Origin of the sequence: Mycolicibacterium sp. MU0053 (genome assembly GCF_963378095.1) — a bacterium.
GTDB classification, from domain to species: domain Bacteria; phylum Actinomycetota; class Actinomycetes; order Mycobacteriales; family Mycobacteriaceae; genus Mycobacterium; species Mycobacterium burgundiense.
Genome location: NZ_OY726397.1, coordinates 2889867 through 2913093, shown reverse-complemented (window position 1 = coordinate 2913093; position 23227 = coordinate 2889867). Strand labels below are relative to the sequence as shown.

Here is a 23227-nt window from a genome sequence, read left to right as displayed (position 1 = left end):
TCGGGGACCTGTCACAGGGGGGAGGGCCTCAATGACGAAGCCGAACAAGGCGCGCGATCAGTTGCTCGGCGATCTGCGCAGCGCCTACGAGGCCGGCGCCAGCATCCGGACGCTGGTCGCGAACACGGGTCGGTCCTACGGGTCGATCCACGCGATGCTGCGCGAATCGGGCACCACCATGCGCAGCCGCGGCGGACCCAACCACCGGACCCGCCGGGCCAGCTGAACGGGACCCCCGCTACTGCGGTTGGCGCACCGAATCCTCGACCAGATCCAGCACCGCGCTCAGCTTCGTCGGATCATCTCCGGAAGCCAACCGCGCGACCAGTCCGTCGAGCACCAGGTCCAGGTACGTCTGCAGCACGTCGCCGGGCACGTCGTCGCGCAGCTTGCCGGCCTGCTTCTGGCGTCGCAGCCGTTCGCTGGTGGCCGCCGACAATTCGGCCGAACGTTCCGCCCAACCCCGGTGAAACACCGGGTCGTTGCGCAGCTTTCGGGCGATCTCCAGCCGGGTGGCCAACCAGTCGAACTGCTCCGGGGCGGCCAGCATGTCGCGCATCACCTGGATCAGCCCCTCGCGGGACGCGACGTCGGCCATCCGCTCGGCGTCCTCGCGTGCCAGCTCGAAAAACAGCGAGTCCTTGTCGCGGAAGTGATGGAAGATCGCACCCCGCGACAACCCGATGGTCTGCTCGAGGCGGCGCACCGTCGCTCTGTCATAGCCGTGTTCGGCAAAGCAGCGACGGGCGCCGTCGAGGATCTGGCGGCGGCGGGCCACCAGATGGTCCGCACTCACTCTGGGCATGGACTATGCCCCCGACTCCCTGACGCCCCCGCTCAGGCCTTCAACATGTTGCGAAGCACGTACTGCAGGATGCCGCCGTTGCGGAAGTAGTCGGCCTCGCCCGGGGTGTCGATGCGGACCACCGCGTCGAACTCCACTCGGCTGGTTTCAGCGCCGTCGGCCTGTTTGGTGGCCGTGACGTGCACGGTCTCCGGCGTCCGGCCGTTGTTGAGCTCCTCGATACCGGTGATGTTGTAGGTCTCGGTGCCGTCGAGCTGCAGTGAGGCGGCGGTTTCACCCGCCGGGAACTGCAGCGGGATGACGCCCATGCCAATGAGATTCGACCGGTGGATGCGCTCGAAGGACTCGGTGATGACCGCGCGCACGCCGAGCAGGCTGGTGCCCTTGGCCGCCCAGTCCCGTGAGGAACCGGAGCCGTACTCCTTGCCGCCGAGGACCACCAGCGGGATGCCGGCAGCCTGGTAATTCTGCGCCGCGTCGTAGATGAACGCCTGCGGGGCGCCCTCCTGGGTGAAGTCGCGGGTGTACCCACCGGCGACGTCATCGAGCAGCTGGTTGCGCAGCCGGATGTTGGCGAAGGTGCCGCGGATCATCACCTCGTGGTTGCCACGCCGCGATCCGAACGAGTTGTAGTTCTTGCGCTCGACGCCGTTGGCCTCCAGGTACTGGGCCGCGGGAGTGCCCTCCTTGATGTTGCCGGCCGGGCTGATGTGGTCGGTGGTGACCGAATCACCCAGTAGCGCAAGGACCTTGGCCCCGTGGATGTCGGACACCGGAGTGGGCTCGGCCTGCATGCCGTCGAAGTACGGGGGCTTGCGCACATAGGTGGACTGCGGATCCCACTCGAAGGTCTTGCCGTCCGGGGTCGGCAGGTTCCGCCACCGGTCGTCACCCTTGAAGACATCGGCGTAGTTCTGCACGAACATCTCGCGGTTGATCGACGAGGCGATGGTGTCGGTGATGTCCTGCTGCGACGGCCAGATGTCCTTGAGGAAGACATCGTTGCCGTCCTTGTCCTGGCCCAGCGGATCACTCTCGAAATCGAAGTCCATCCAGCCGGCCAGCGCGTAGGCGATCACCAGCGGGGGCGACGCCAGGTAGTTCATCTTGGTGTCCGGGTTGATCCGGCCCTCGAAGTTGCGGTTACCCGACAGCACCGCGGCCACCGCGAGGTCGTTGTCGTTGATGGCCTTCGAGATCTCATCCGGCAACGGGCCGCTGTTGCCGATGCAGGTGGTGCAGCCGTAGCCCACCAGGAAGAAGCCCAGCTTCTCCAGGTACGGCCACAGCCCGGCCTTGTCGTAGTAGTCGCTGACGACCTGCGAGCCCGGCGCCATGGTGGTCTTCACCCACGGCTTGGTGGCCAGCCCCTTTTCGACGGCGTTGCGCGCCAGCAGTGCCGCACCGAGCATCACCTCCGGGTTGGAGGTGTTGGTGCACGAGGTGATGGCGGCGATCACGACGGCGCCGTGGTCGAGTTCGAATTCGCCCTGCTCGCTCGACTTCACGGTGACGGGATTGCTGGGACGGCCCTCGACGTGCGTCGCGGCCGATGGCGGCGGCGTGTGGTCGTGGGTCTTGCCGTTGGCGATGAATTCGATGTTGCGTACCGGGTCGCTGGCCGGGAAGGTGTCGTCGACCGCGTCGTCGAGCCTGGTGAACTGCGTGGGGTTGTTCTCTTCGACGTAGTTATGGATATCCCGGCGCCAGGCGTTCTTCGCGTCGCTGAGTGCGATGCGGTCCTGGGGACGCTTCGGTCCGGCGATCGACGGCACCACGCTGGACAGGTCGAGCTCGATGTATTCGGAGTACTTGGGCTCCCGCGAGGGGTCGTGCCACAGGCCCTGTTCCTTGGCGTAGGCCTCGACCAGCGCCAGCTGTTCGTCGCTGCGCCCGGTGAACCGCAGGTAGTTGATCGTTTCCGCGTCGATCGGGAAAATGGCTGCGGTGGAGCCGAATTCGGGGCTCATGTTGCCCAGGGTGGCGCGGTTGGCCAGCGGCACCTCCGCCACGCCGTCGCCGTAGAACTCGACGAACTTGCCCACCACGCCGTGCTCGCGCAGCATCTCGGTGGCGGTGAGCACGATGTCGGTGGCGGTCACACCGGTCTGCCGCTCGCCGGTGAGCTTGAACCCGACGACGCGCGGAATGAGCATCGACACCGGCTGGCCGAGCATCGCGGCCTCGGCCTCGATGCCGCCGACACCCCAGCCCAGCACGCCCAGGCCGTTGACCATGGTGGTGTGGCTGTCGGTGCCCACGCAGGTGTCCGGGTAGGCGACCCCGTCGCGCTGCATGACGACCGGGGCCAGGTACTCGATGTTGACCTGGTGCACGATCCCCGTGCCCGGCGGCACCACCTTGAAGTCGTCGAAGGCGCCCTGACCCCAGCGCAGGAACTGGTAGCGCTCACCGTTGCGCTCGTATTCGATCTCCACGTTGCGCTCGAACGCATCGGCGCGGCCGAACAGGTCGGCGATCACCGAGTGGTCGATCACCAGGTCGGCCGGTGCCAGCGGGTTGACCTTTTCGGGATCGCCGCCGAGGTCGGCGATCGCCTCCCGCATGGTGGCCAGGTCGACGATGCACGGCACCCCGGTGAAGTCCTGCATCACCACGCGCGCCGGGGTGAACTGAATCTCCACACTCGGTTCGGCGCTGGGGTCCCAGTTCGCCAACGCCTCGACGTGCTCCTTGGTGATGTTGGCGCCGTCCTCGGTGCGCAGCAGGTTCTCGGCGAGCACTTTGAGGCTGTAGGGGAGCTTTTCGGTGCCCGGGACCGCGGCAAGGCGGTAGATCTCGTAGCTGTTGTCTCCGACGTTGAGCGTGGCGCGCGCTCCAAACGAATTCATGCTGGTCACATCAACTCCCGGCGTTTAGTTGTCTCGCCGACGGGCTGTGTCGGCGAATCGTACTACTTTAACAGTACGCTTGTACTGCAATGGGGCGGGCGCATTGTGCAGAATTTCACGGCCCTGACAGCAAGTCTTCACCCTGGCGGGGCGCGCTGCCAAACCGGTGCCGCACCCATCGCGTACCGTGCTTTCCATGCTCGGTCCGGAGACGCTGCCCTTGCTTCCGTACGCACCGGTCCTTCCGGTCTTGCCGGCCTATATCCCACCCGATGTCGACATGGACGTGGTGCTGGCCGAGGTGGCCGCCGACGGTGTCAGCGCCGACCCGGCCGACGAGGCCGGCCTGCAGCAGGTGGTGGCGCAGGCCCAGGGGCAGGGCATCGATCTCAAGGTCGTGGTGATCGACACCAATCCGCCGATCGACACCCCCCTGCGCGATATCGCCACCGTGGTCGCCCAGTCCCACCCCGACGCGACGGTGCTGGTGCTGAGTCCGTCGTTCGCGGGCACCCACAGTCAGGTCTTCGACCGGGTCACGCTCGAGGCCGGCGAAGACCTCGCCAAGACGGGCAATCCGGTGCAATCCGCGCAGAATTTCGTGGACCAGTTGAACACCCCCGATTTCCCATGGACCGGGCTCACGATCGTGCTTACCGTCGGCGTATTACTGGCCGCGGTTGTGACGCGTTTCCTGCAAGTCCGCGCAAAGGCCATTGAAGAGCCAAAACCGCAGGCAGACACCGCTTCTGCGGCCTCTGAATGACCGCATAGCGCGTTATTCGGCAAATGCCGCAAGGTCACCATTCGGTCACATTCATTTAATTACGTTCTTGTAATTTGTGACTAAAGTTTCATTAGCGACAGCTGTGACGTACGGTGCGAAGTAAGCCTATTGAGGTAGGTGAGCCTCCTGTGACTGCAGTGGGCGGGGGCCATCGGTTAGAGCTGAGCCATGAGGAGACCGAGTCGAATGAGACGCATGGTGCCCGTACGGGCCGTTTCTCCGGTAGTCACGGTGGCGCTGCTACTCGCCACGGCCGGTCTCGTGCTGCCCGGCACCGCGGCCGCCGAGCCGGATTCGAGCCCCACCAGCGTGGCCGCCCTGATCGCCGACGTGGCCGAGGCCAATCAGCGACTCGACGAGATCGGCGCCCAGATCCAGATCCAGCAGGAGAGCGTCAACAAGGCCCTCGTCGAGGTGCAGACGGCACGCGACAACGCCGCGCTGGCCCAACAGGAGGTCGAACGCAGCGCCGAGGCGGTCAAGGCCGCCAACGCCGCGATCGAGCAGGCGCAGCAGCGTTTCGACAAGTTCGCGGCCGCCACCTACGTCGCGGGACCGTCCGGGTCGTACCTGTCGGCCGGGACGCCGGAGGCAATCGTCGCCACCGCGACCGCCAGCAAGACGCTCGAGGTCAGCTCCGAGCGGGTGATGGCCAACCTGGAGCGCGCCCGCACCGAGCAGGTGAACAAGGAATCGTCGGCGCGGCTGGCCAAGCAGAAGGCCGACGAGGCCGCATCGGCGGCCCAAAGCAGTCAGGACGCCGCGGTTGCGGCCCTCGAGTCCGCCCAGCGCAATTTCGGTGAGCAGCAGTCCCAGGTCACGACGCTGGCGGCCGAGCGGGAGGCGGCCAAGGCCCGGCTCGCCGCGGCCCGGCCCGCTCCAGCTCCCGCGGCGCCGGCGGGGCCGCCGGCCGCATCCGGCGCGTCGGCCCCGGCCCCCGCCGCCGTCGCACCCGGGGACTGGGACCGCAGCCCGGCTGCGGCCGCCGGCGCGGTGCCCTACGGCGATATCAGCCAGTGGGACACCACGTTGCCGATGGTGCCCAGCGCCTTCATGTCCGGCGATCCGATCGCCATCGTGAACACCGTGCTGCAAATCTCGGCGACCTCCGCGCAGGTCACCGCTGATCTCGGACGCAAGTTCCTGGAGAAGATCGGCATCCTCAAGCCGGCCGATACCGGGATCACCAACGGTGTGCTGCCGCGGGTGCACGGCACGCAAGCCGTCGAGTACGTGATCCGGCGCGGCATGTCGCAGATGGGCGTGCCGTACTCCTGGGGTGGCGGAAACGCGGCCGGCCCGAGCCGCGGCATCGACTCCGGGGCCAACACCGTCGGCTTCGACTGCTCGGGCCTGGTGCTCTACGCCTTCGCCGGCGTGGGGATCAAGCTGCCGCACTACTCGGGCTCGCAGTACAACATGGGCCGCAAGATCCCGTCGTCGCAGATGCGCCGCGGTGACGTCATCTTCTACGGCCCCGGCGGCAGCCAACACGTCACGATCTACCTGGGCGACGGGCAGATGCTCGAGGCGCCCTATACCGGTTCACACGTCAAGATCTCGCCGGTTCGCACCAGCGGAATGACGCCCCACGTCGTCCGCTACATCGAATACTGACGAAAGATGTAACTTTATGCGTCACAAGCTGTTTCGCTATCAACGCGCAGTGCTGACGGCGTTGGCGGCGATCATGCTGTCGGCGGCGCTGGCAACGCCGGCGGCGGCGGCGCCCGACGCCGGGCAGTGGGACCCCACCCTGCCCAAGGTGCTCAGCGCCGGCGCTCCCGGCGACCCGTTGGCCATCGCCAACGCCTCGCTCGCGGCCACCGCCCAGGCCACCCAGGCCACCATGGACCTCGGCCGCAAATTCCTCTCCAGCCTGGGCATCGGCGGCTCGCCGGCCACCGTGGCCCCGGGCCGGGTGCGCGGACCGCAGGCCATCGAATACGTGATCCGGCGCGGCGGCACCCAGATGGGGGTGCCGTACTCGTGGGGCGGCGGCAAGCCCACCGGTCCATCCACCGGCATCGACTCCGGGGCGGGCACGGTCGGCTTCGACTGCTCGGGCTTCACCCAGTTCTCCTATGCCGGGGTGGGGGTGCTGATCCCCAAGTACTCCGGCGACCAGTACGACACCGGACGCAAGGTTCCGGTATCGCAGGCCAAGCGCGGCGATCTGTTGTTCTGGGGCCCCGGCGGCAGCCAGCACGTGGCGATCTTCCTCGGCGCCGGCCGGATGTTGGAGGCCTCGGGCAGTGCGGGCAAGGTGACGGTGAGCCCGGTGCGGACCTCGGGTCTGCAGCCTTATGTGGCGCGCATCATCGAGTCCTGACCGCGGCCGACCCCACCGCCGGCGCGGGCCGGCGTTGCTAAGCAAATGCTGATAGCCGGTGGGGCACGTCGACGGATTTCGAACTGCCTGGAATAGTTGAGCCCGGGCAACGGTGTCGCCGCAGGCGTTATGCGCCACACCCGAGTCCGACGGTACGAAACCGTACGCAATGCACGCAGGAGTCTGGAGGACGTAGTCGATGACATCACCAGGTGGGGCGCCCAACTACACGCCGGCACCCGGCGCACACGCGGCCCCGCCGTCGACAGGTGCTCCTGCGGGTCCACCGCCGGGCGGACCGAACGGCTTGGCGGCCGACATGCAGACCATCGAGCGGGCGATCTTCGAGGTCAAGCGCATCATCGTCGGGCAGGATCAGCTCGTCGAGCGGATCCTGGTCGGCCTGCTGGCCAAGGGGCACGTGCTGCTCGAGGGCGTTCCCGGTGTCGCCAAGACGCTGGCGGTCGAGACCTTCGCCAAGGTCGTCGGCGGAACCTTCGCCCGCATTCAGTTCACCCCCGACCTGGTGCCCACCGACATCGTCGGCACCCGGATCTACCGGCAGGGCCGCGAGGAGTTCGACATCGAACTCGGCCCCGTGGTGGTGAACTTCCTGCTGGCCGACGAGATCAACCGCGCGCCGGCGAAGGTGCAGTCCGCGCTGCTGGAGGTGATGGCCGAACGCAAGATCTCGATCGGCGGTAAGACCTACCCGCTGCCCAAGCCGTTCCTGGTGATGGCCACCCAGAACCCGATCGAGAACGAGGGCGTCTACCCGCTGCCCGAAGCCCAGCGCGACCGGTTCCTGTTCAAGATCAACGTCGACTATCCCTCGCCCGAGGAAGAACGCGAGATCATCTACCGGATGGGTGTCACGCCGCCGGAGCCCAAGCAGATCCTCAATCCGGGCGACCTGCTGCGCCTCCAGGAGGTGGCCGCCAACAACTTCGTCCACCACGCACTGGTCGACTACGTCGTTCGGGTCATCACCGCGACCCGCCAGCCCGAGCAGTTCGGCCTCAACGACGTCAAGGCCTGGGTGGCCTTCGGCGCCTCGCCGCGCGCTTCGCTGGGCGTGATCGCCGCCGCCCGGGCCCTGGCCCTGGTGCGTGGCCGCGACTACGTGATCCCGCAGGACGTCATCGAGGTCATCCCGGACGTGCTGCGGCACCGGTTGGTGCTGACCTATGACGCGCTGGCCGACGACATCGCCGCCGAGACCGTGATCAACCGGATCCTGCAGACGGTCGCGTTGCCACAAGTCAATGCCGTTGCGCAGCAGGGCAATTCGGTTCCTGCCGGAGTGCCGGCCGCGGCGGCCAACAGTCGGTGAGTGACTCGCAGTCCAGCCATCCGCCGTCCTTCGCGCGCGGCGAGATCGGCGATCCCAAACTCTCGGCGGCGCTGCGCACCCTGGAGCTCACCGTCAAGCGCAAGCTCGACGGCGTGCTGCACGGCGATCACCTCGGCCTGATCCCCGGTCCCGGCTCCGAGCCGGGGGAGTCGCGGATGTACCAGCCCGGCGACGACGTGCGTCGGATGGACTGGTCGGTGACCGCGCGGACCACCCATCCGCACGTCCGGCAGATGATCGCCGACCGGGAGCTGGAGACCTGGCTGGTGGTCGACATGTCGGCGAGCCTGGACTTCGGCACCACCGGTTGCGAGAAGCGTGACCTCGCGGTGGCGGCCGCGGCGGCGATCACCTACCTCAACAGCGGCGGCGGGAACCGGTTGGGTGCGCTGATCGCCAACGGCGACAAGATCGTTCGCGTCCCCGCGCTCTCGGGCCGGCAACACGAACAGACCATGCTGCGCACCATCGCCACCATGCCCCGGGCACCCCTGGGCGTCCGCGGCGATCTCGCCGCCGCCATCGACGGACTGCGGCGCCCGGAGCGGCGCCGCGGGATGGCCGTGATCATCAGCGATTTCCTCGGCCCGATCAACTGGATGCGGCCGCTGCGCGCCATCGCCGCGCGCCACGAGGTGTTGGGCATCGAGGTGCTCGACCCCCGCGACGTCGAACTACCCGAGGTCGGTGACGTGGTGTTGCAGGACACCGAATCCGGGGTCACCCGCGAGTTCACCATCGATGCCCAACTTCGTCAGGACTTCGAGAACGCCGCGGCGGCGCATCGCCAGGAAGTGGCCCGCACGCTGCGCCGGTGCGGGTCGCCGCTGCTGAGTCTGCGCACCGACCGGGACTGGATCGCCGACATCGTGCGGTTCGTCGCCTCGCGGCGCCGCGGCGCGCTGGCGGGGCGGTAGTGGGGAAGCCATGAGAAAGAAGACTGAGCGTTTATGACCTTGCCGTTGCTCGGGCCGATGTCGCTGGGCGGTTTCGAACACCCGTGGTTCCTGCTGTTCTTCTTCGTCGTCCTCGCCCTTGTCGCGTTCTACATCGTGGTGCAGTTGGCCCGGCATCAGCGGGTGCTGCGGTTCGCCAACATGGAACTGCTGGAAAGCGTGGCGCCCAAACGGCCGTCGCGCTGGCGGCACCTGCCGGCCATCCTGATGGTGGCGGCGCTGACGCTGCTGACGATCGCGATGGCCGGGCCCACCCACGATGTGCGGATTCCCCGCAACCGCGCGGTCGTGATGCTGGTGATCGACGTGTCGCAGTCGATGCGCGCCACCGACGTGGAACCGAGCCGGCTGGCGGCCGCCCAGGAGGCCGCCAAGCAGTTCGCCGACCAGCTCACCCCCGGGATCAACCTGGGGCTGATCTCCTACGCCGGGACCGCCACCGTGCTGGTCTCGCCCACCACCAACCGCGAGGCCACCAAGAACGCGATCGACAAGCTGCAGTTGGCCGACCGCACCGCCACCGGTGAGGCGATCTTCACCTCGCTGCAGTCGATCGCCACGGTGGGCGCGGTCATCGGCGGTGGCGACGAACCGCCGCCGGCCCGCATCGTGCTGATGTCCGACGGCAAGGAGACGGTGCCGTCGAACCCGGACAACCCCAAGGGTGCCTTCACCGCCGCCCGCACGGCCGAGGATCAGGGCGTACCGATTTCGACGGTGTCGTTCGGGACCGCCTACGGCTACGTCGAGATCAACGATCAGCGCCAGCCCGTTCCGGTGGACGACGAGATGCTCAAGCGCATCGCGGACCTCTCCGGCGGCAGCGCCTACACGGCCTCGAGCCTCGTACAGCTCAAGGAGGTGTTCACCTCGCTGCAGGAGCAGATCGGCTACGAGACCATCAAGGGGGACGCCAGCACCGGATGGCTGCGGCTGGGCGCCTTGGTCCTGGCGATCTCGGCGCTGGCGGCCCTGCTGATCAACCGACGGCTGCCCGGCTGAGGACGATTCCGCACAGGCGGTGTCGATTTCGGCGAACGGATACCAAGACGATAAGTTGACGAACATGACCGACACTGCCTCGACCGAAGCCGCCGCCGCCCAGGCCGGTGGGAAGCCGCCGTTCGTCTCGCGATCCGTGCTCGTGACGGGCGGAAACCGGGGGATCGGCCTGGCGATCGCGCAGCGCCTGGCCGCCGACGGGCACCAGGTGGCCGTCACCCACCGCGGCTCCGGGGCGCCCGACGGCTTGTTCGGCGTCGAATGCGATGTCACCGACAACGACGCGGTCGACCGCGCGTTCAAGCAGGTCGAGGAACACCAGGGCGCCGTCGAGGTGCTGGTGTCCAACGCCGGCATCTCCGCCGACGCGTTCTTGATGCGGATGACCGAGGAGCGGTTCGAGAAGGTCATCGACGCCAACCTCACCGGCGCGTTCCGGGTGGCCCAGCGGGCCTCGCGCAGCATGCAGCGCAAGCGGTTCGGGCGCATCATCTTCATCGGTTCGGTGTCCGGGACGTGGGGCATCGGCAACCAGGCCAACTATGCGGCCGCCAAGGCCGGCCTGATCGGGATGGCCCGGTCGATTTCGCGGGAGCTGTCCAAGGCCGGCGTCACCGCCAACGTCGTGGCTCCGGGCTACATCGACACCGAGATGACGCGCGCGCTGGACGAGCGGATCCAGGCCGGGGCCCTCGAATTCATCCCGGCCAAGCGGGTCGGCACCGCCGCGGAGGTCGCCGGCGCCGTCAGCTTCCTGGCCTCCGAGGACGCCACCTACATCGCCGGCGCGGTGATCCCGGTCGACGGCGGCATGGGCATGGGCCACTAGAACATCTAAGAGATCAGGACTGAAGACATGGCAGGGTTTCTCGAAGGCAAGCGCATCCTCGTCACGGGGATCATCACCGATTCATCGATCGCATTCCACATCGCCAAGCAGGCCCAGGAGGCCGGGGCCGAAGTTGTGCTCACCGGCTTCGACCGGATGAAGCTGATCCAGCGGATCGCCGACCGGTTGCCGAATCCGGCGCCGCTGCTCGAACTCGACGTCCAGAACGAGGAGCACCTCGCTTCGCTGGCCGACCGCATCACCGAGGTGATCGGCGAGGGCAACAAGCTCGACGGCGTGGTGCACTCCATCGGGTTCATGCCGCAGACCGGGATGGGCGTCAACCCGTTCTTCGACGCGCCCTATGAGGATGTCGCCAAGGGCATTCACATCTCGGCCTATTCCTACGCGTCGCTGGCCAAGGCCACCCTGCCGGTGCTGAACGCCGGCGGCAGCATCGTCGGCATGGACTTCGACCCGACCCGCGCGATGCCCGCCTACAACTGGATGACCGTGGCCAAGAGTGCGCTCGAATCGGTCAACCGGTTCGTCGCGCGTGAGGCCGGGCCGCACGGGGTGCGGTCGAATCTCGTTGCCGCAGGGCCGATCCGCACGTTGGCCATGAGCGCGATCGTCGGCGGCGCCCTCGGCGACGAGGCCGGTGCGCAGATGAAACTGCTCGAGGAGGGCTGGGATCAGCGCGCCCCGCTGGGCTGGAACATGAAGGACCCGACCGCGGTGGCCAAGACCGTGTGTGCGCTGCTGTCGGACTGGTTGCCGGCCACCACCGGCACCATCATCTACGCCGACGGCGGCGCCAGCACCCAGTTGCTCTAGGCCGACGGTGGCCACCGAATTCGATGCCGTGCTGCTCCTGTCCTTCGGCGGACCGGAGGGGCCCGAGCAGGTGATGCCGTTCCTGGAGAACGTCACCCGCGGCCGGAACGTGCCGCGCGAACGTCTCGACGACGTCGCCGAGCACTACCAGCATTTCGGTGGGGTCTCGCCGATCAACGGCATCAACCGCGCGCTGATAGAAGCGCTGCGAACCCAGACGGACCTGCCGGTCTACTTCGGCAACCGAAACTGGGATCCCTACCTGGAGGACACCGTGATCGCCATGCGCGACAACGGGGTTCGGCGGGCGGCGGTATTCGCCACGTCGGCCTGGGGCGGCTATTCCGGCTGCGCCCAGTACGTCGAGGACATCGCTCGTGCCCGCGCCGCGGCCGGACCGGGCGCGCCGGAACTGGTGAAACTCCGGCAGTTCTTCGACCATCCGCGCTTCGTCGAACTCTTCGCCGAGGCGATCGCCACGGCGCGCCAGGGCCTGCCCGAGCAGTTGCGGGAGCGGGCCCGGTTGGTGTTCACCGCGCACTCGATCCCGATTGCCGTCGACGAGCGGCACGGCCCGCGGCTCTACAGCCGCCAGGTCGCCTACGCCAGTGCGCTGGTGGCCGCGGCGGCCGGATACGAGTCCTACGATCAGGTCTGGCAGTCCCGGTCCGGACCGCCGCAGATTCCGTGGCTGGAACCGGATGTGGCCGATCACGTTGCGGCACTGGCCGCCCACGGCACCGAAGCCGTCATCCTGTGCCCGATCGGGTTCGTCTCGGACCACATCGAGGTGGTGTGGGACCTCGACAACGAGGTGGCCGAGGTCGCCGCCGAGGTCGGCATCACGCTGGCCCGGGCGCTGACCCCCAACGCCGACGTCCGCTTCGCGCAGCTGATCGTCGACCTCATCGACGAGCTGCGCACCGATCGGGAGCCGAGCCGGGTGCGCGGCCCGAATCCGGTGCCCGGCTACGGGTGCAGCGTCAACGGCGCGCCGTGTGCCACCGGGTGCTGCCTCACCACGCCGAGTACAGAATCGCGCTGATGGCCGCGAGCCGGGCCGAACGCACGACGCCGGCCAGCGGACGCAACGCATCCGAGGCCGACTGCACCTCCGATGAGGACTGGATGGCGATCGGCATCAGACCCGCGCTCACGGTGATGATCGCGTCGACCTGAGCGGCGTTCTCCAGCACGCGCAACGCCCGCGTGGGTGCGTGCTCGGGGGCGCGGTGCTGATGGGTCACCGCCAGCACCTGCTCGACCATGGCGCGCGGGTCGTCGACGTCGATGCCGCCGCCGCCGTCGCGCAGCGCCACCAGGGCGTCGGCGGCCGAGCGCACCGCCGCCCGCAGCGTGTACTCGGCCTCCCCGAGATCGCGGTGCTCCGGAGTGGGTGCGGCCGGCACCGAATACGCGGTCCAGCTCAACACCGGCGGGTCGGCGTCGGTGTCATCGCCGAGGTAGTCGCCGTCGATCTCGAATTCGGGAACCAGGCCGATCGCCGCTCCCCGCTCCGACCCGATGATCACGGCCTCGCCCACGGCGAGGGCGTCGCGGGCAAAGGTGCTGCCGGCGGGGAGCCCCCGCACGTCCCCGGGCACCGGCAGGGCCAGGCTCAGCGCCGGGCCGGGGGCCGTCCGCAAACCCGCGGCACCGCGCACGGTCTGCAGCAGGCTCACCGAGGTGGCGGTGTTGACGTCCGGCCACGGCAGGCCGGTCACATCCGCGGCGGCGGCGTCGTAGGCGGCGACGGAATGCGCTGGCGCCCAACACGACAAGGCGTCGAGGACGTCGTCGGGCGCGGCCTGGCCGGCCAGCCAGGCATTGGCCCACAACGTCAGCGAAACACTCGGACACCACATGATGAGAGGCAGTCTAGTGGCTGTGCCACGCGATTACGCGCGCGGCGGAAGCGCGGCTGCCCCGCGCCTCGTCGCGTTATCCTGGGCTTATGCCCGCAGCCCTGCTCTGGCTCATCGCGGCACTGGGCCTTGCCGGTGCCGAGGTGCTGACCGGCGACCTGTTCCTGTTGATGCTGGGTGGCGGGGCACTGGCCGCGGCGGGTACCAGCTGGCTGTTCGACTGGCCGATCTGGGCCGACGGTGCGGTGTTCCTGGTCGTTTCGGTGCTGCTGCTGGTGGTGGTGCGGCCGGCGCTGCGCCGCCGAATGGCCTCGGCCGCGGCGCTGGAGACCGGCATCGAGGCGCTCGAAGGCCGGCCGGCCTTGGTGCTGGACCAGATCACGCTGCACCAGGGCCAGGTGAAGCTCGAAGGCGAGGTGTGGACCGCCCGCCCGCTCAACGACCACGACGTCTACGAAGCCGGTGATCAGGTGATGGTCATGCGCATTGACGGCGCCACCGCGGTGGTCTGGAAAAACGACTAGAGGAGTTTCCATGGATGGTGCCGTAACCGGCCTCGTGCTGCTGGCCGTGCTGGTGATCGTCGCGGTCATCATCGTGGCCAAGTCCGTCGCGCTGATCCCGCAGGCCGAGGCCGCGGTCATCGAGCGACTGGGCCGCTACAGCAAGACGGTCTCCGGCCAGCTGACCCTGCTGGTGCCGTTCATCGACCGGATCCGGGCCCGGGTGGACCTGCGCGAGCGCGTGGTGTCCTTCCCGCCGCAGCCGGTGATCACCGAGGACAACCTGACGGTCAACATCGACACGGTGGTGTACTTCCAGGTCACCAACCCGCAGGCCGCGGTGTATCAGATCAGCAACTACATCGTCGGAGTCGAACAGCTGACCACCACGACGCTGCGCAACGTCGTCGGCGGCATGACCCTGGAGCAGACGCTGACCTCGCGCGACCAGATCAACGGGCAGTTGCGCGGCGTGCTCGACGAGGCGACCGGCAAGTGGGGGCTGCGGGTGGCCCGCGTCGAACTGAAGGCCATCGATCCGCCGGTGTCGATCCAGGATTCGATGGAAAAGCAGATGCGGGCCGACCGGGAGAAGCGCGCGATGATCCTGAACGCCGAGGGCATCCGCGAGTCGTCGATCAAACAGGCCGAGGGCCAGAAGCAGGCCGCGATCCTGACCGCCGAGGGCGCCAAGCAGGCCGCGATCCTGTCCGCCGAGGCCGAACGGCAATCCCGCATCCTGCGGGCCCAGGGCGAGCGGGCCGCGCAGTATCTGCAGGCGCAGGGGCAGGCCAAGGCCATCGAGAAGACATTCGCCGCGATCAAGGCCGGCCGCCCGACTCCGGAGCTGTTGGCCTATCAGTATCTGCAGACCCTGCCCAAGATGGCCGAGGGCGAGGCCAACAAGGTGTGGCTGGTGCCCAGCGACTTCGGTTCCGCGCTACAGGGTTTCACCAAGCTGCTCGGCGCGCCGGGCGAGGACGGGGTGTTCCGCTACACCCCCTCGCCGGTGGAGCAGGACACCCCACCCACCGACGACACCGACGAGGTCGCCGACTGGTTCGAGACCAAGAGCGACCCGGCGATCGCTGAGGCGGTGGCCAAGGCCGAGGCCGATGCACGCGTGCCGTCGGAGCCGGCGCTCCCGGGTTCGGCCAAAGTGCCGCCCGCGTCGCTGGAGTCCGGCGCACGGCATCGGGAGCAGGCGTGAGCACGCTGACCTCACCGCGGACCTACGCGGCGCTGGCGGCGATCCAGGCCGGCGACGCGGTGGCCTGCGCGATCCCGCTGGCACCGATCACCAAGGCCCTCGACGATGTCGGGCTGCCGCAGCAGTATCGGCCGATCCTGCCGGTGGTGAAGGCGGCCTCGGCCGTCGGGCTGCTGGCGGCGGGGCGGTTCCCGACGCTGGCACGGCTGACGACGCTGCTGCTGACGGTGTATTTCACGCTGGCGGTCGGCGCCCACATCCGGGCCAAGGACTGGAGTCCGGGGCTGGCGGCGGCGTCGTCGTTTCTGGCGCTGTTCGCCACCATGACCGCCAAGGGGCCCGACGTCAGCCGCTGAGGCCCGCGGGCTGCACCGACTCGGGTTCCTGCGCCGCGACCTTGCGGCGGTGGCTGCGCAACTCGAACGCCAGTCCCGCGACCCCGACGCCGGCGGTGCACAGCGAGAACAGCACCAGCAGCGGGTTCACGCTGCCGGTGAGCGCATCACCGAGGATCACCACGGCCGAGGTCCCCGGGAACAACCCGAGCACCGTGGCGGCCGCATAGGGCCGCAGCCGGACCGCCGACGCACCGGCGGCGTAGTTGATCACCGAGAACGGCACCGCCGGAATCAGCCGGAGCGAGAGCACCGCCAGCCAGCCGCGCCGGCGTAGGTGCGCGTCGACCGCATCGATCCTCGGATGGCTCACCAACCCGGATAGCTGCCAGCCGAACGCCCGCACGAGCACCACGGCCAACACCGCGCTGATCGTGCTCGCGGTCAGCGCCAACGCGATGCCCAGTGCGGATCCGAACAGTAGGCCGGCTGCCAGCGTGAACGCGGTGCGCGGAAACGGCAGCACGGTGGCCAGGCTGTGCGCCGCCAGAAACGCCAGCGGGAACCACGGGCCCAGCGAGCGGGCCCAGTCCCGCAGTTCCAAAGCGGTTGGCAGCGGCACCAACAGGGTGACTGCGACGAGGATCACAATGCCGATCGCGGCGAAGACGAGACGCCTGCGCGGGATCTGGCGCGCGATCGCGGTGACCGTCTCCGGGACAGCGCGCAGTACACCGATCGTCCGTCGTAATGCGCTGGCCACGGGAATCAAGCCTACGGGGTGCCGGCGAACTGCGGCCACGGCGCGTCGGGGCGCGCCGTGGCGACTTGGCTCGGGCGCTTCATCGGCGGAGATCGCCATCATCTAGCCTGAAACCCGAATGGTCCGCTCCTTCGCGGGCCACTGCACGCTGCGATAACAGGGAGCTGCCGGTGTCATCAGGTGCCTCAGTCGTGTCAGGTGATCGCGCCGAGTTGGAGCAGGCGCGCGCCCGCTGGCGCGACGCGGTCGCCGGCGTGCTCGCCAAGAGCACCCGACGCGATGTGTCGGAGTTGCCGGACGAGCCCGAGCGGTTGCTGGACAGCCCCACCTACGAGGGCTTCGACGTCCGGCCGCTCTACACCGCGCTCGACGCGTTGCCGGAGCCGCCGCTGCCTGGCCAGTGGCCGTTCGTCCGGGGCGGCGACGCGACCCGCGACGTGCTGTCCGGTTGGAAGGTCGCCGAGGCGTTCCCGGTGCCGGGCCAGGCCGCCGACGACGGGAACGCGACGCTGCTCGCGGCGCTGTCGGAGGGTGTGAGCGCGCTGGTGCTGCGGGTGGGTGCCGACGGCGTCGCGGTCCGGGACCTGGAGCGCCTGCTGTCGGGTGTCTTCGTCGAACTTGTCCCGGTGATCGTGTCCGCCGGTGCGGATTTCGCCGCCGCCGCCGAGGTGATCCGGAACGTGGTGTCAGGCCTCGACGGCGAGCAACGCAAGACGCTGTCGGTCGATCTGGGGGCCGATCCGCTGATCGCCGCGCTCGACGACGCGGCCACCGCCTCGCTCGATGAGGTGACCCAGGTCGCGGCGCAGCTCGTCGAATTCGGCGCAGCGGTGCGCGCCATCACCGTCGACGGTCCGGCGCTGCACAACCGCGGGGCGAACGCCGCCTGGGAGCTGGCCGGTGTCGTCGCGGCCGCCGTGAGCTACCTGCGGTTGCTGGTAGCGGCCGGTCTCGACACCGAGGATGCGTTGCGGCAGATCAGTTTCCGGCTCGCCGCCGACGACGACCAGTTCATGACGACCGCCAAGATGCGGGCCGCTCGGCAGCTGTGGGCGCGGGTGGCCGAGGTGGTCGGCGCCCGGGACGCCGGTGCGGTGCGGGTGCACGCGGTCAGCTCGCTGGCGATGATGGCGCAGCGTGACCCCTGGGTGAACATGCTGCGCTGCACGCTGGCGGCATTCGGGGCCGGTGTCGGCGGTGCGGACACCGTGCAGGTCCATCCGTTCGACATGGCGATCGCCGGCGGTGCCCCGGGCGTCTCGGCGAGTTTCGCGCGGCGCATCGCCCGCAACACGCAACTGCTGCTGCTCGAGGAATCGCATCTGGGTCGGGTCCAGGATCCCGCCGGCGGTTCGTGGTTCGTCGAGGACCTCACCGAGCGGCTGGCCGATCAGGCCTGGCAGCACTTCCAGGCGATCGAGGCCCGCGGCGGTTTCGCGGCAGCCGCCGATTTCGTCGTCGAACAGATCGCCGCGGTGGCAACCGCGCGCCGCACCGACATCGCGCATCGACGCACCGCGGTGACGGGCGTCAACGAGTTTCCGAATCTCGCCGAATTGCCGCTGCCGCAACAGGATTCCCCGCCGGGGGTGCTGCGCTACGCCCAGGACTTCGAAGCCTTGCGCAACCGTTCCGACGACTATCTGGGCGCCCACGGCAGCCGCCCGCGGGTGTTGCTCGTGCCCCTGGGGTCGCTGGCTGAACACAACATCCGGACCTCGTTCGCGACCAACCTGTTGGCCTCGGGCGGCATCGAGGTGGTCAACCCCGGCACCCTGGACAGTGCGTCGGTGGCCGCGGCGGTGGCCGAATCCGCATCGACGTCCGCGGTGGTGCTCTGCGGCACCGATGCCCGGTACGCCGAGGAGGCCGCCGCGGTGATCGAGGCGGCGCGCGGCGCGGGTGTGGCCCATGTCTACCTGGCGGGCCCGGAGCGGGCGGTCGCGTCCGCCGAGCACCGGCCCGATGCCTACCTGACCGCGAAAATTGATGCGGTCGAAGCGCTTTCCACCCTCCTGACGAGATTGGGGGCCTGACGATGACCGCATCCGACGTCGCCGGCACACCCGCTGGTGAAATGGCCATCGGCAGCTTTGCCGAGGTTCCGCTGCATGGCGCCGACTCCGGTGCCGAGCCCACCGCGGAGGCTGCGGCCGAGGCGGTGCGGGCGGCCGCCGCCGCGCACGGTTACACGCCCGAACAGTTGCAGTGGGCCACGCCCGAGGGCATCGACGTCAAGCCGGTGTACATCGGTGCCGACCGGGATGCCGCGGCGGCCGAGGGCTACCCGGTGCACAGCTTCCCGGGTGAACCGCCGTTCATCCGCGGTCCGTATCCGACGATGTATGTCAACCAGCCGTGGACCATTCGGCAGTACGCCGGGTTCTCCACGGCCGCCGAGTCGAACGCGTTCTACCGCCGTAACCTCGCCGCCGGCCAGAAGGGCCTGTCGGTGGCGTTCGACCTCGCGACCCACCGCGGTTACGACTCCGACCATCCCCGGGTCGGCGGCGACGTCGGGATGGCCGGGGTGGCCATCGATTCGATCCTGGACATGCGGCAGCTGTTCGACGGCATCGATCTCGGCACGGTCAGCGTGTCGATGACGATGAACGGTGCGGTATTGCCGATCCTGGCGTTGTACGTGGTCGCCGCCGAGGAGCAGGGGGTGCCGCCGGAGAAGTTGGCCGGGACCATCCAGAACGACATCCTCAAAGAGTTCATGGTCCGCAACACCTACATCTATCCGCCGAAGCCCTCGATGCGGATCATTTCCGACATCTTCGGCTACACCAGCGTGAAAATGCCGAAGTTCAACAGCATTTCGATCTCCGGCTACCACATCCAAGAGGCCGGCGCCACGGCGGATCTCGAGCTGGCCTACACCCTGGCCGACGGGGTGGAGTACATCAAGGCCGGACTGGCCGCCGGGCTGGACATCGACAAGTTCGCGCCGCGGCTGTCGTTCTTCTGGGGTATCGGCATGAACTTCTTCATGGAGGTCGCCAAGCTGCGGGCGGGCCGGTTGCTGTGGAGTGAACTGGTGGCGCAATTCGATCCCAAGAGCGCCAAATCGCTGTCGCTGCGCACCCATTCGCAGACCTCGGGTTGGTCGCTGACGGCCCAGGACGTCTACAACAACGTCGCCCGGACCTGTGTCGAGGCGATGGCCGCCACCCAGGGGCACACGCAGTCGCTGCACACCAACGCGCTGGACGAAGCGCTGGCGTTGCCCACCGACTTCTCGGCCCGCATCGCGCGCAACACCCAGCTGCTGCTGGCACAGGAGTCGGGCACCACGCGGCCGATCGACCCGTGGGGCGGCTCCTATTACATGGAGTGGCTCACCCACCAGTTGGCCCAGCGCGCCCGCGCGCACATCGCCGAGGTGGCCGAACACGGCGGCATGGCGCAGGCGATCGACGACGGCATCCCGAAGCTGCGCATCGAGGAGGCGGCCGCCCGCACCCAGGCCCGCATCGACTCCGGCGCTCAGCCCCTGATCGGTGTCAACAAGTATCAGGTGGACGAGGACCAAGAGATCGAGGTGCTCAAGGTCGAGAACAGCCGGGTCCGCGCCGAGCAGTTGGCGAAGCTGCAGCAGCTGCGGGCCGAGCGCGACGAAGCCGCGACCCAGGCCGCATTGGCGGAGCTCACCCGGGCCGCGGCCGCGACCGGACCCGCCGGGGAGGACGGGCTGGGCAACAATCTGCTGGCGCTGGCGATCAATGCCGCGCGCGCGAAGGCTACCCTCGGCGAGATCTCCGATGCACTGGAGCAGGTCTACGGCCGGCACCAGGCCGAGATCCGGACCATCGCGGGCGTGTACCGCGACGAGGTGGGGAACAGCAACAACGTGGACGGAATCAACACCGCGACCGCGCTGGTCGAGAAGTTTGCCGAGGCCGATGGTCGCCGTCCCCGCATCCTGGTGGCCAAGATGGGGCAGGACGGCCACGACCGCGGTCAGAAGGTGATTGCGACGGCGTTCGCCGACCTTGGCTTCGACGTCGACGTCGGGTCGTTGTTCTCCACGCCGGACGAGGTGGCCCGCCAGGCCGCCGACAACGACGTGCACGTGGTCGGGGTGTCCTCGCTGGCCGCCGGGCATCTGACCCTGGTGCCCGCGCTGCGCGACGCGCTGGCCGAGGCCGGCCGACCCGACATCATGATCGTCGTCGGTGGCGTGATCCCGCCGGGTGACTTCGACGAGCTCTACGAGGCCGGCGCGACCGCGATCTTCCCGCCGGGCACGGTCATTGCGGACGCGGCGGTAGGTTTGCTCGACAAACTCGCCGACCGGCTGGGCTACGACCTGAATGCCACCTCCTGATCGATGGCAGCACCGTCGGTATTGAATCCGGACGAATTCGCCGACCGCATTCGGCACGGCGACCGGGCCGCCCTGGCCCGGGCGATCACCCTGGTCGAGTCGACCCGGGCCGACCACCGCGAACAGGCGCAGCACCTGCTGCTCGAGCTGATGCCGGAGGCCGGTTCGGCGATGCACATCGGCATCACCGGGGTGCCGGGGGTGGGCAAATCCACCTCGATCGAGGCGCTCGGGATGTATCTCATCGAGCAGGGGCACCGCGTGGCTGTGCTGGCGGTGGACCCGTCGTCGACCCGCACCGGTGGTTCGATCCTGGGCGACAAGACCCGGATGTCGCGGTTGGCCGGGCAACCGGATGCCTACATCCGACCGTCGCCCACCTCCGGCACACTCGGTGGGGTGGCCCGCGCGACCCGCGAGACGATCGTGTTGCTGGAGGCTGCGGGCTTCGACGTCATCCTGGTGGAGACCGTGGGGGTGGGGCAGTCCGAGGTGACGGTGGCCGGGATGGTCGACACCTTCGTGTTCCTGACCTTGGCGCGCACCGGCGATCAGTTGCAGGGCATCAAGAAGGGTGTGCTGGAACTCGCCGACATCATCGTGGTCAACAAGGCCGACGGCAAGCACGTGATGGAGGCCAAGAAGGCCGCCCGCGAACTCTCCGGGGCGATCCGGCTCATCTATCCGCGGGAGGTGCTGTGGCGGCCGCCAGTGCTCACCATGAGTGCGCTGGAAGGCACGGGCCTGGCGGAGTTGTGGGACGCCGTGCGCAAGCATCGCGAGGTGCTGACGGCGGCCGGCGAGTTCGATGCCCGGCGCCGGACCCAGCAGGTCGAGTGGACCTGGGCGATGGTGCGCGACGCGGTGCTGGACCGGGTGCTGGACCACCCCGAGGTCAGGGGGATTCGCACCGAGGTCGAACGACAGGTCCGCGACGGTGAGTTGACCCCGGCGTTGGCCGCCGCGCGGATTCTCGACGCCGCCACGGATTAACAGATCGATAACTCTCTGTAAGTTTGCTCGCCGAGGCGGGTAGATTTGCGTAGATGAGCAAAGCATTTGCTTGGGAGCGCAACGTGGCGCTCCCGGACGGTGTCGGTGGCACGGCCGATCCCAGCTTCTCCTGCGCGGTCCGCGCATTCGCCGGCATGTTCCCGCACCGCAGGTTCGGCGGTGGCGCGCTGGCGGTGTACCTCGACGGCAAGCCGGTGGTCGACATCTGGACCGGATGGTCGGATCGGCGGGGACGCCAACCCTGGACCGCCGACACCGGCGCCATGGTGTTCTCGGCCACCAAGGGCGTGGCGTCCACGGTGATCCACCGGCTGGCCGACCGCGGCCTGCTGGACTACGACGCACCGGTGGCCGAGTACTGGCAGGAGTTCGGCGCCAACGGCAAGGCCGACATCACCATCCGGGAGATGATGAGCCACCGCGCCGGGTTGTCCCACCTCAACGGTCTGAGCAAGGCCGACGTGATGGACCACGAACGCATGGAGCAGTGGATCGCCGCCGCACCGGCCTCCCAGCTGCGGGGCAAGCCGGCATATCACGCCATCACCTACGGGTGGTTGCTCGCCGGGCTGGCCCGGGCCGTGACCGGCAAGGGGATGCGCCGGCTGTTCCGCGAGGAGGTGGCCGCCCCGTTGAACACCGACGGGATACACCTGGGTCGGCCGCCCGCGGCCGCACCCACCCGGCCCGCCCAGATCATCCATCCGCAGCTGAACATCCAGAATCCGGTGTTCAACTATGTGGCGCCGCGCGCGGCGCTGTTACAGATGACGGCCGGCTTCGGGGCGCTGTACTTCCCGGGTATGAGAGCCGTTGTGCAGGGCGATATTCCATTGCTGGACAGCGAGATCCCGTCGGCAAACGGGGTCGCCACGGCGCGCGCCCTGGCCAAGATGTACGGCGCGATCGCCAACGGCGGAGTCATCGACGGTGCCCCCTACCTCTCACCGGAGGTTGCGCACGGGCTCTCGGGTCGGCGCAGCCTGCACCGCGATCACAGCGTGCTCATGCCGATGTCATTCCATCTCGGATATCACGCGCTGCCGATCCCCGGCGTGCTCCCCGGCTTCGGTCATGTCGGCCTGGGCGGTTCGGTGGGCTGGGCGGTGCCGAGCCTCGGCCTGTCCTTCGCGGTGGTGCACAACCGCCTGCTGACCCCGTTCGTGGTGCCCGATCAGGCGGGCTTCGTGGCCACGGCCGCGCTGATCCGCCGGGGGGCCGCGCTGGCGCGCTCCCGCGGCTTCGAGGCGATCCCCGAGCAGGGCTCGTCCTACTGGGCGGAGCCGTCGTCCGCTGTGGGCTGATATTGCCCGGTGGACCACGTGACTGCAGTGGTAGCGCGAATTCGCTTGATCTGCAATGGCTATCTCGCGAGTTTTTGCCCGCGGGGCCGCATGCTGGGCTTCGATGCGCATGACTCCGACCGAGGACCCCGACTCGCAAACGTCGC

General features: G+C 68.6%; 21 protein-coding genes. 17 read left to right on the top strand and 4 right to left on the bottom strand.

Annotated elements, in window-relative coordinates; genetic code table 11:
• The first annotated feature begins 31 nt into the window (after window positions 1–31).
• Entirely contained in the window at window positions 32–226 is a 195-nt protein-coding gene (locus tag RCP80_RS13485) for a helix-turn-helix domain-containing protein (RefSeq protein ID WP_308478148.1), read from the top strand.
• A 12-nt stretch (window positions 227–238) separates the two neighbouring features.
• On the opposite strand, the gene RCP80_RS13480 is transcribed toward RCP80_RS13485, so the two are convergent.
• The gene (locus RCP80_RS13480; protein WP_308478146.1) at window positions 239–805 is read right to left on the bottom strand and encodes a TetR/AcrR family transcriptional regulator; all 567 of its coding nucleotides are present in this window, start codon (window positions 803–805) and stop codon (window positions 239–241) included.
• 32 nt (window positions 806–837) lie between these two features.
• The gene (locus RCP80_RS13475; protein WP_308478145.1) at window positions 838–3657 is read right to left on the bottom strand and encodes an aconitate hydratase; all 2820 of its coding nucleotides are present in this window, start codon (window positions 3655–3657) and stop codon (window positions 838–840) included.
• 196 nt (window positions 3658–3853) lie between these two features.
• Here RCP80_RS13475 and RCP80_RS13470 point away from each other — a divergent pair, with 196 nt between their 5' ends.
• From RCP80_RS13470 to RCP80_RS13430, 9 genes are all read left to right on the top strand, one after another.
• The gene (locus tag RCP80_RS13470) at window positions 3854–4423 is read left to right on the top strand and encodes an Rv1476 family membrane protein (RefSeq protein WP_308478144.1); all 570 of its coding nucleotides are present in this window, start codon (window positions 3854–3856) and stop codon (window positions 4421–4423) included.
• A 189-nt stretch (window positions 4424–4612) separates the two neighbouring features.
• Window positions 4613–6061 carry an NlpC/P60 family peptidoglycan endopeptidase RipA gene (gene ripA, locus RCP80_RS13465; RefSeq protein WP_308478143.1) on the top strand — a complete coding sequence of 483 codons (1449 nt, stop codon included), beginning with the start codon at window positions 4613–4615 and terminating at the stop codon, window positions 6059–6061.
• 73 nt (window positions 6062–6134) lie between these two features.
• Window positions 6135–6776, top strand: coding sequence for an NlpC/P60 family peptidoglycan endopeptidase RipB (gene ripB, locus RCP80_RS13460; RefSeq protein WP_308482836.1), 642 nt, complete (start codon window positions 6135–6137; stop codon window positions 6774–6776).
• Between the two features lie 199 nt (window positions 6777–6975).
• Window positions 6976–8109, top strand: a complete 1134-nt coding sequence (gene moxR1, locus RCP80_RS13455) for a chaperone MoxR1 (protein WP_308478141.1) — start codon at window positions 6976–6978, stop codon at window positions 8107–8109.
• A complete protein-coding gene (locus RCP80_RS13450) occupies window positions 8106–9047 on the top strand; it encodes a DUF58 domain-containing protein (protein WP_308478140.1) in 942 nt (313 codons plus the stop codon). Before moxR1 ends, RCP80_RS13450 begins: the two co-directional genes overlap by 4 nt.
• Before the next feature lie 33 nt (window positions 9048–9080).
• Window positions 9081–10088, top strand: coding sequence for a VWA domain-containing protein (locus RCP80_RS13445; protein WP_308478139.1), 1008 nt, complete (start codon window positions 9081–9083; stop codon window positions 10086–10088).
• A gap of 64 nt (window positions 10089–10152) precedes the next feature.
• Window positions 10153–10917 (top strand): 3-oxoacyl-ACP reductase FabG1, encoded by a 765-nt coding sequence (gene fabG1, locus RCP80_RS13440; protein ID WP_308478138.1) that lies wholly within the window; start codon window positions 10153–10155, stop codon window positions 10915–10917.
• A 27-nt stretch (window positions 10918–10944) separates the two neighbouring features.
• Complete coding sequence (inhA, locus tag RCP80_RS13435; protein WP_308478137.1) at window positions 10945–11754, top strand: NADH-dependent enoyl-ACP reductase InhA; 810 nt, start codon at window positions 10945–10947, stop codon at window positions 11752–11754.
• A gap of 7 nt (window positions 11755–11761) precedes the next feature.
• Entirely contained in the window at window positions 11762–12799 is a 1038-nt protein-coding gene (locus RCP80_RS13430) for a ferrochelatase (RefSeq protein ID WP_308478136.1), read from the top strand.
• On the opposite strand, the gene RCP80_RS13425 is transcribed toward RCP80_RS13430, so the two are convergent.
• Window positions 12771–13619, bottom strand: coding sequence for an Rv1486c family protein (locus tag RCP80_RS13425; RefSeq protein WP_308478135.1), 849 nt, complete (start codon window positions 13617–13619; stop codon window positions 12771–12773). The genes RCP80_RS13430 and RCP80_RS13425 overlap by 29 nt on opposite strands.
• Window positions 13620–13708: 89 nt before the next feature.
• Here RCP80_RS13425 and RCP80_RS13420 point away from each other — a divergent pair, with 89 nt between their 5' ends.
• The 3 genes from RCP80_RS13420 to RCP80_RS13410 are packed head-to-tail and all read left to right on the top strand — an operon-like array spanning window position 13709 to window position 15688.
• The gene (locus tag RCP80_RS13420; protein ID WP_308478134.1) at window positions 13709–14143 is read left to right on the top strand and encodes an NfeD family protein; all 435 of its coding nucleotides are present in this window, start codon (window positions 13709–13711) and stop codon (window positions 14141–14143) included.
• Window positions 14144–14153: 10 nt separating this feature from the next.
• Window positions 14154–15332, top strand: a complete 1179-nt coding sequence (locus tag RCP80_RS13415) for an SPFH domain-containing protein (protein WP_308478133.1) — start codon at window positions 14154–14156, stop codon at window positions 15330–15332.
• Window positions 15329–15688: a DoxX family protein gene (locus RCP80_RS13410; protein WP_308478132.1), complete on the top strand. Its 360-nt coding sequence runs from the start codon at window positions 15329–15331 to the stop codon at window positions 15686–15688. Before RCP80_RS13415 ends, RCP80_RS13410 begins: the two co-directional genes overlap by 4 nt.
• Here RCP80_RS13410 and RCP80_RS13405 read toward each other — a convergent pair.
• Window positions 15678–16430 (bottom strand): TVP38/TMEM64 family protein, encoded by a 753-nt coding sequence (locus RCP80_RS13405; RefSeq protein ID WP_373693342.1) that lies wholly within the window; start codon window positions 16428–16430, stop codon window positions 15678–15680. The two genes, RCP80_RS13410 and RCP80_RS13405, sit on opposite strands and share 11 nt — an antisense overlap.
• 164 nt (window positions 16431–16594) lie before the next feature.
• Here RCP80_RS13405 and mutA point away from each other — a divergent pair, with 164 nt between their 5' ends.
• Genes mutA through lipL form a run of 4 tightly spaced genes read left to right on the top strand, consistent with a single transcriptional unit; the run spans window position 16595 to window position 23081 of the window.
• On the top strand, window positions 16595–18466 hold the full coding sequence (gene mutA / locus RCP80_RS13400; protein ID WP_373693535.1) for a methylmalonyl-CoA mutase small subunit: 1872 nt from the start codon (window positions 16595–16597) through the stop codon (window positions 18464–18466).
• Window positions 18467–18468: 2 nt separating this feature from the next.
• On the top strand, window positions 18469–20763 hold the full coding sequence (gene scpA / locus RCP80_RS13395) for a methylmalonyl-CoA mutase (protein WP_308478130.1): 2295 nt from the start codon (window positions 18469–18471) through the stop codon (window positions 20761–20763).
• Window positions 20764–20766: 3 nt separating this feature from the next.
• Window positions 20767–21756: a methylmalonyl Co-A mutase-associated GTPase MeaB gene (gene meaB, locus RCP80_RS13390; protein ID WP_308478129.1), complete on the top strand. Its 990-nt coding sequence runs from the start codon at window positions 20767–20769 to the stop codon at window positions 21754–21756.
• 53 nt (window positions 21757–21809) lie between these two features.
• Complete coding sequence (lipL, locus tag RCP80_RS13385; protein ID WP_308478128.1) at window positions 21810–23081, top strand: esterase/beta-lactamase LipL; 1272 nt, start codon at window positions 21810–21812, stop codon at window positions 23079–23081.
• Window positions 23082–23227: the final 146 nt, after the last annotated feature.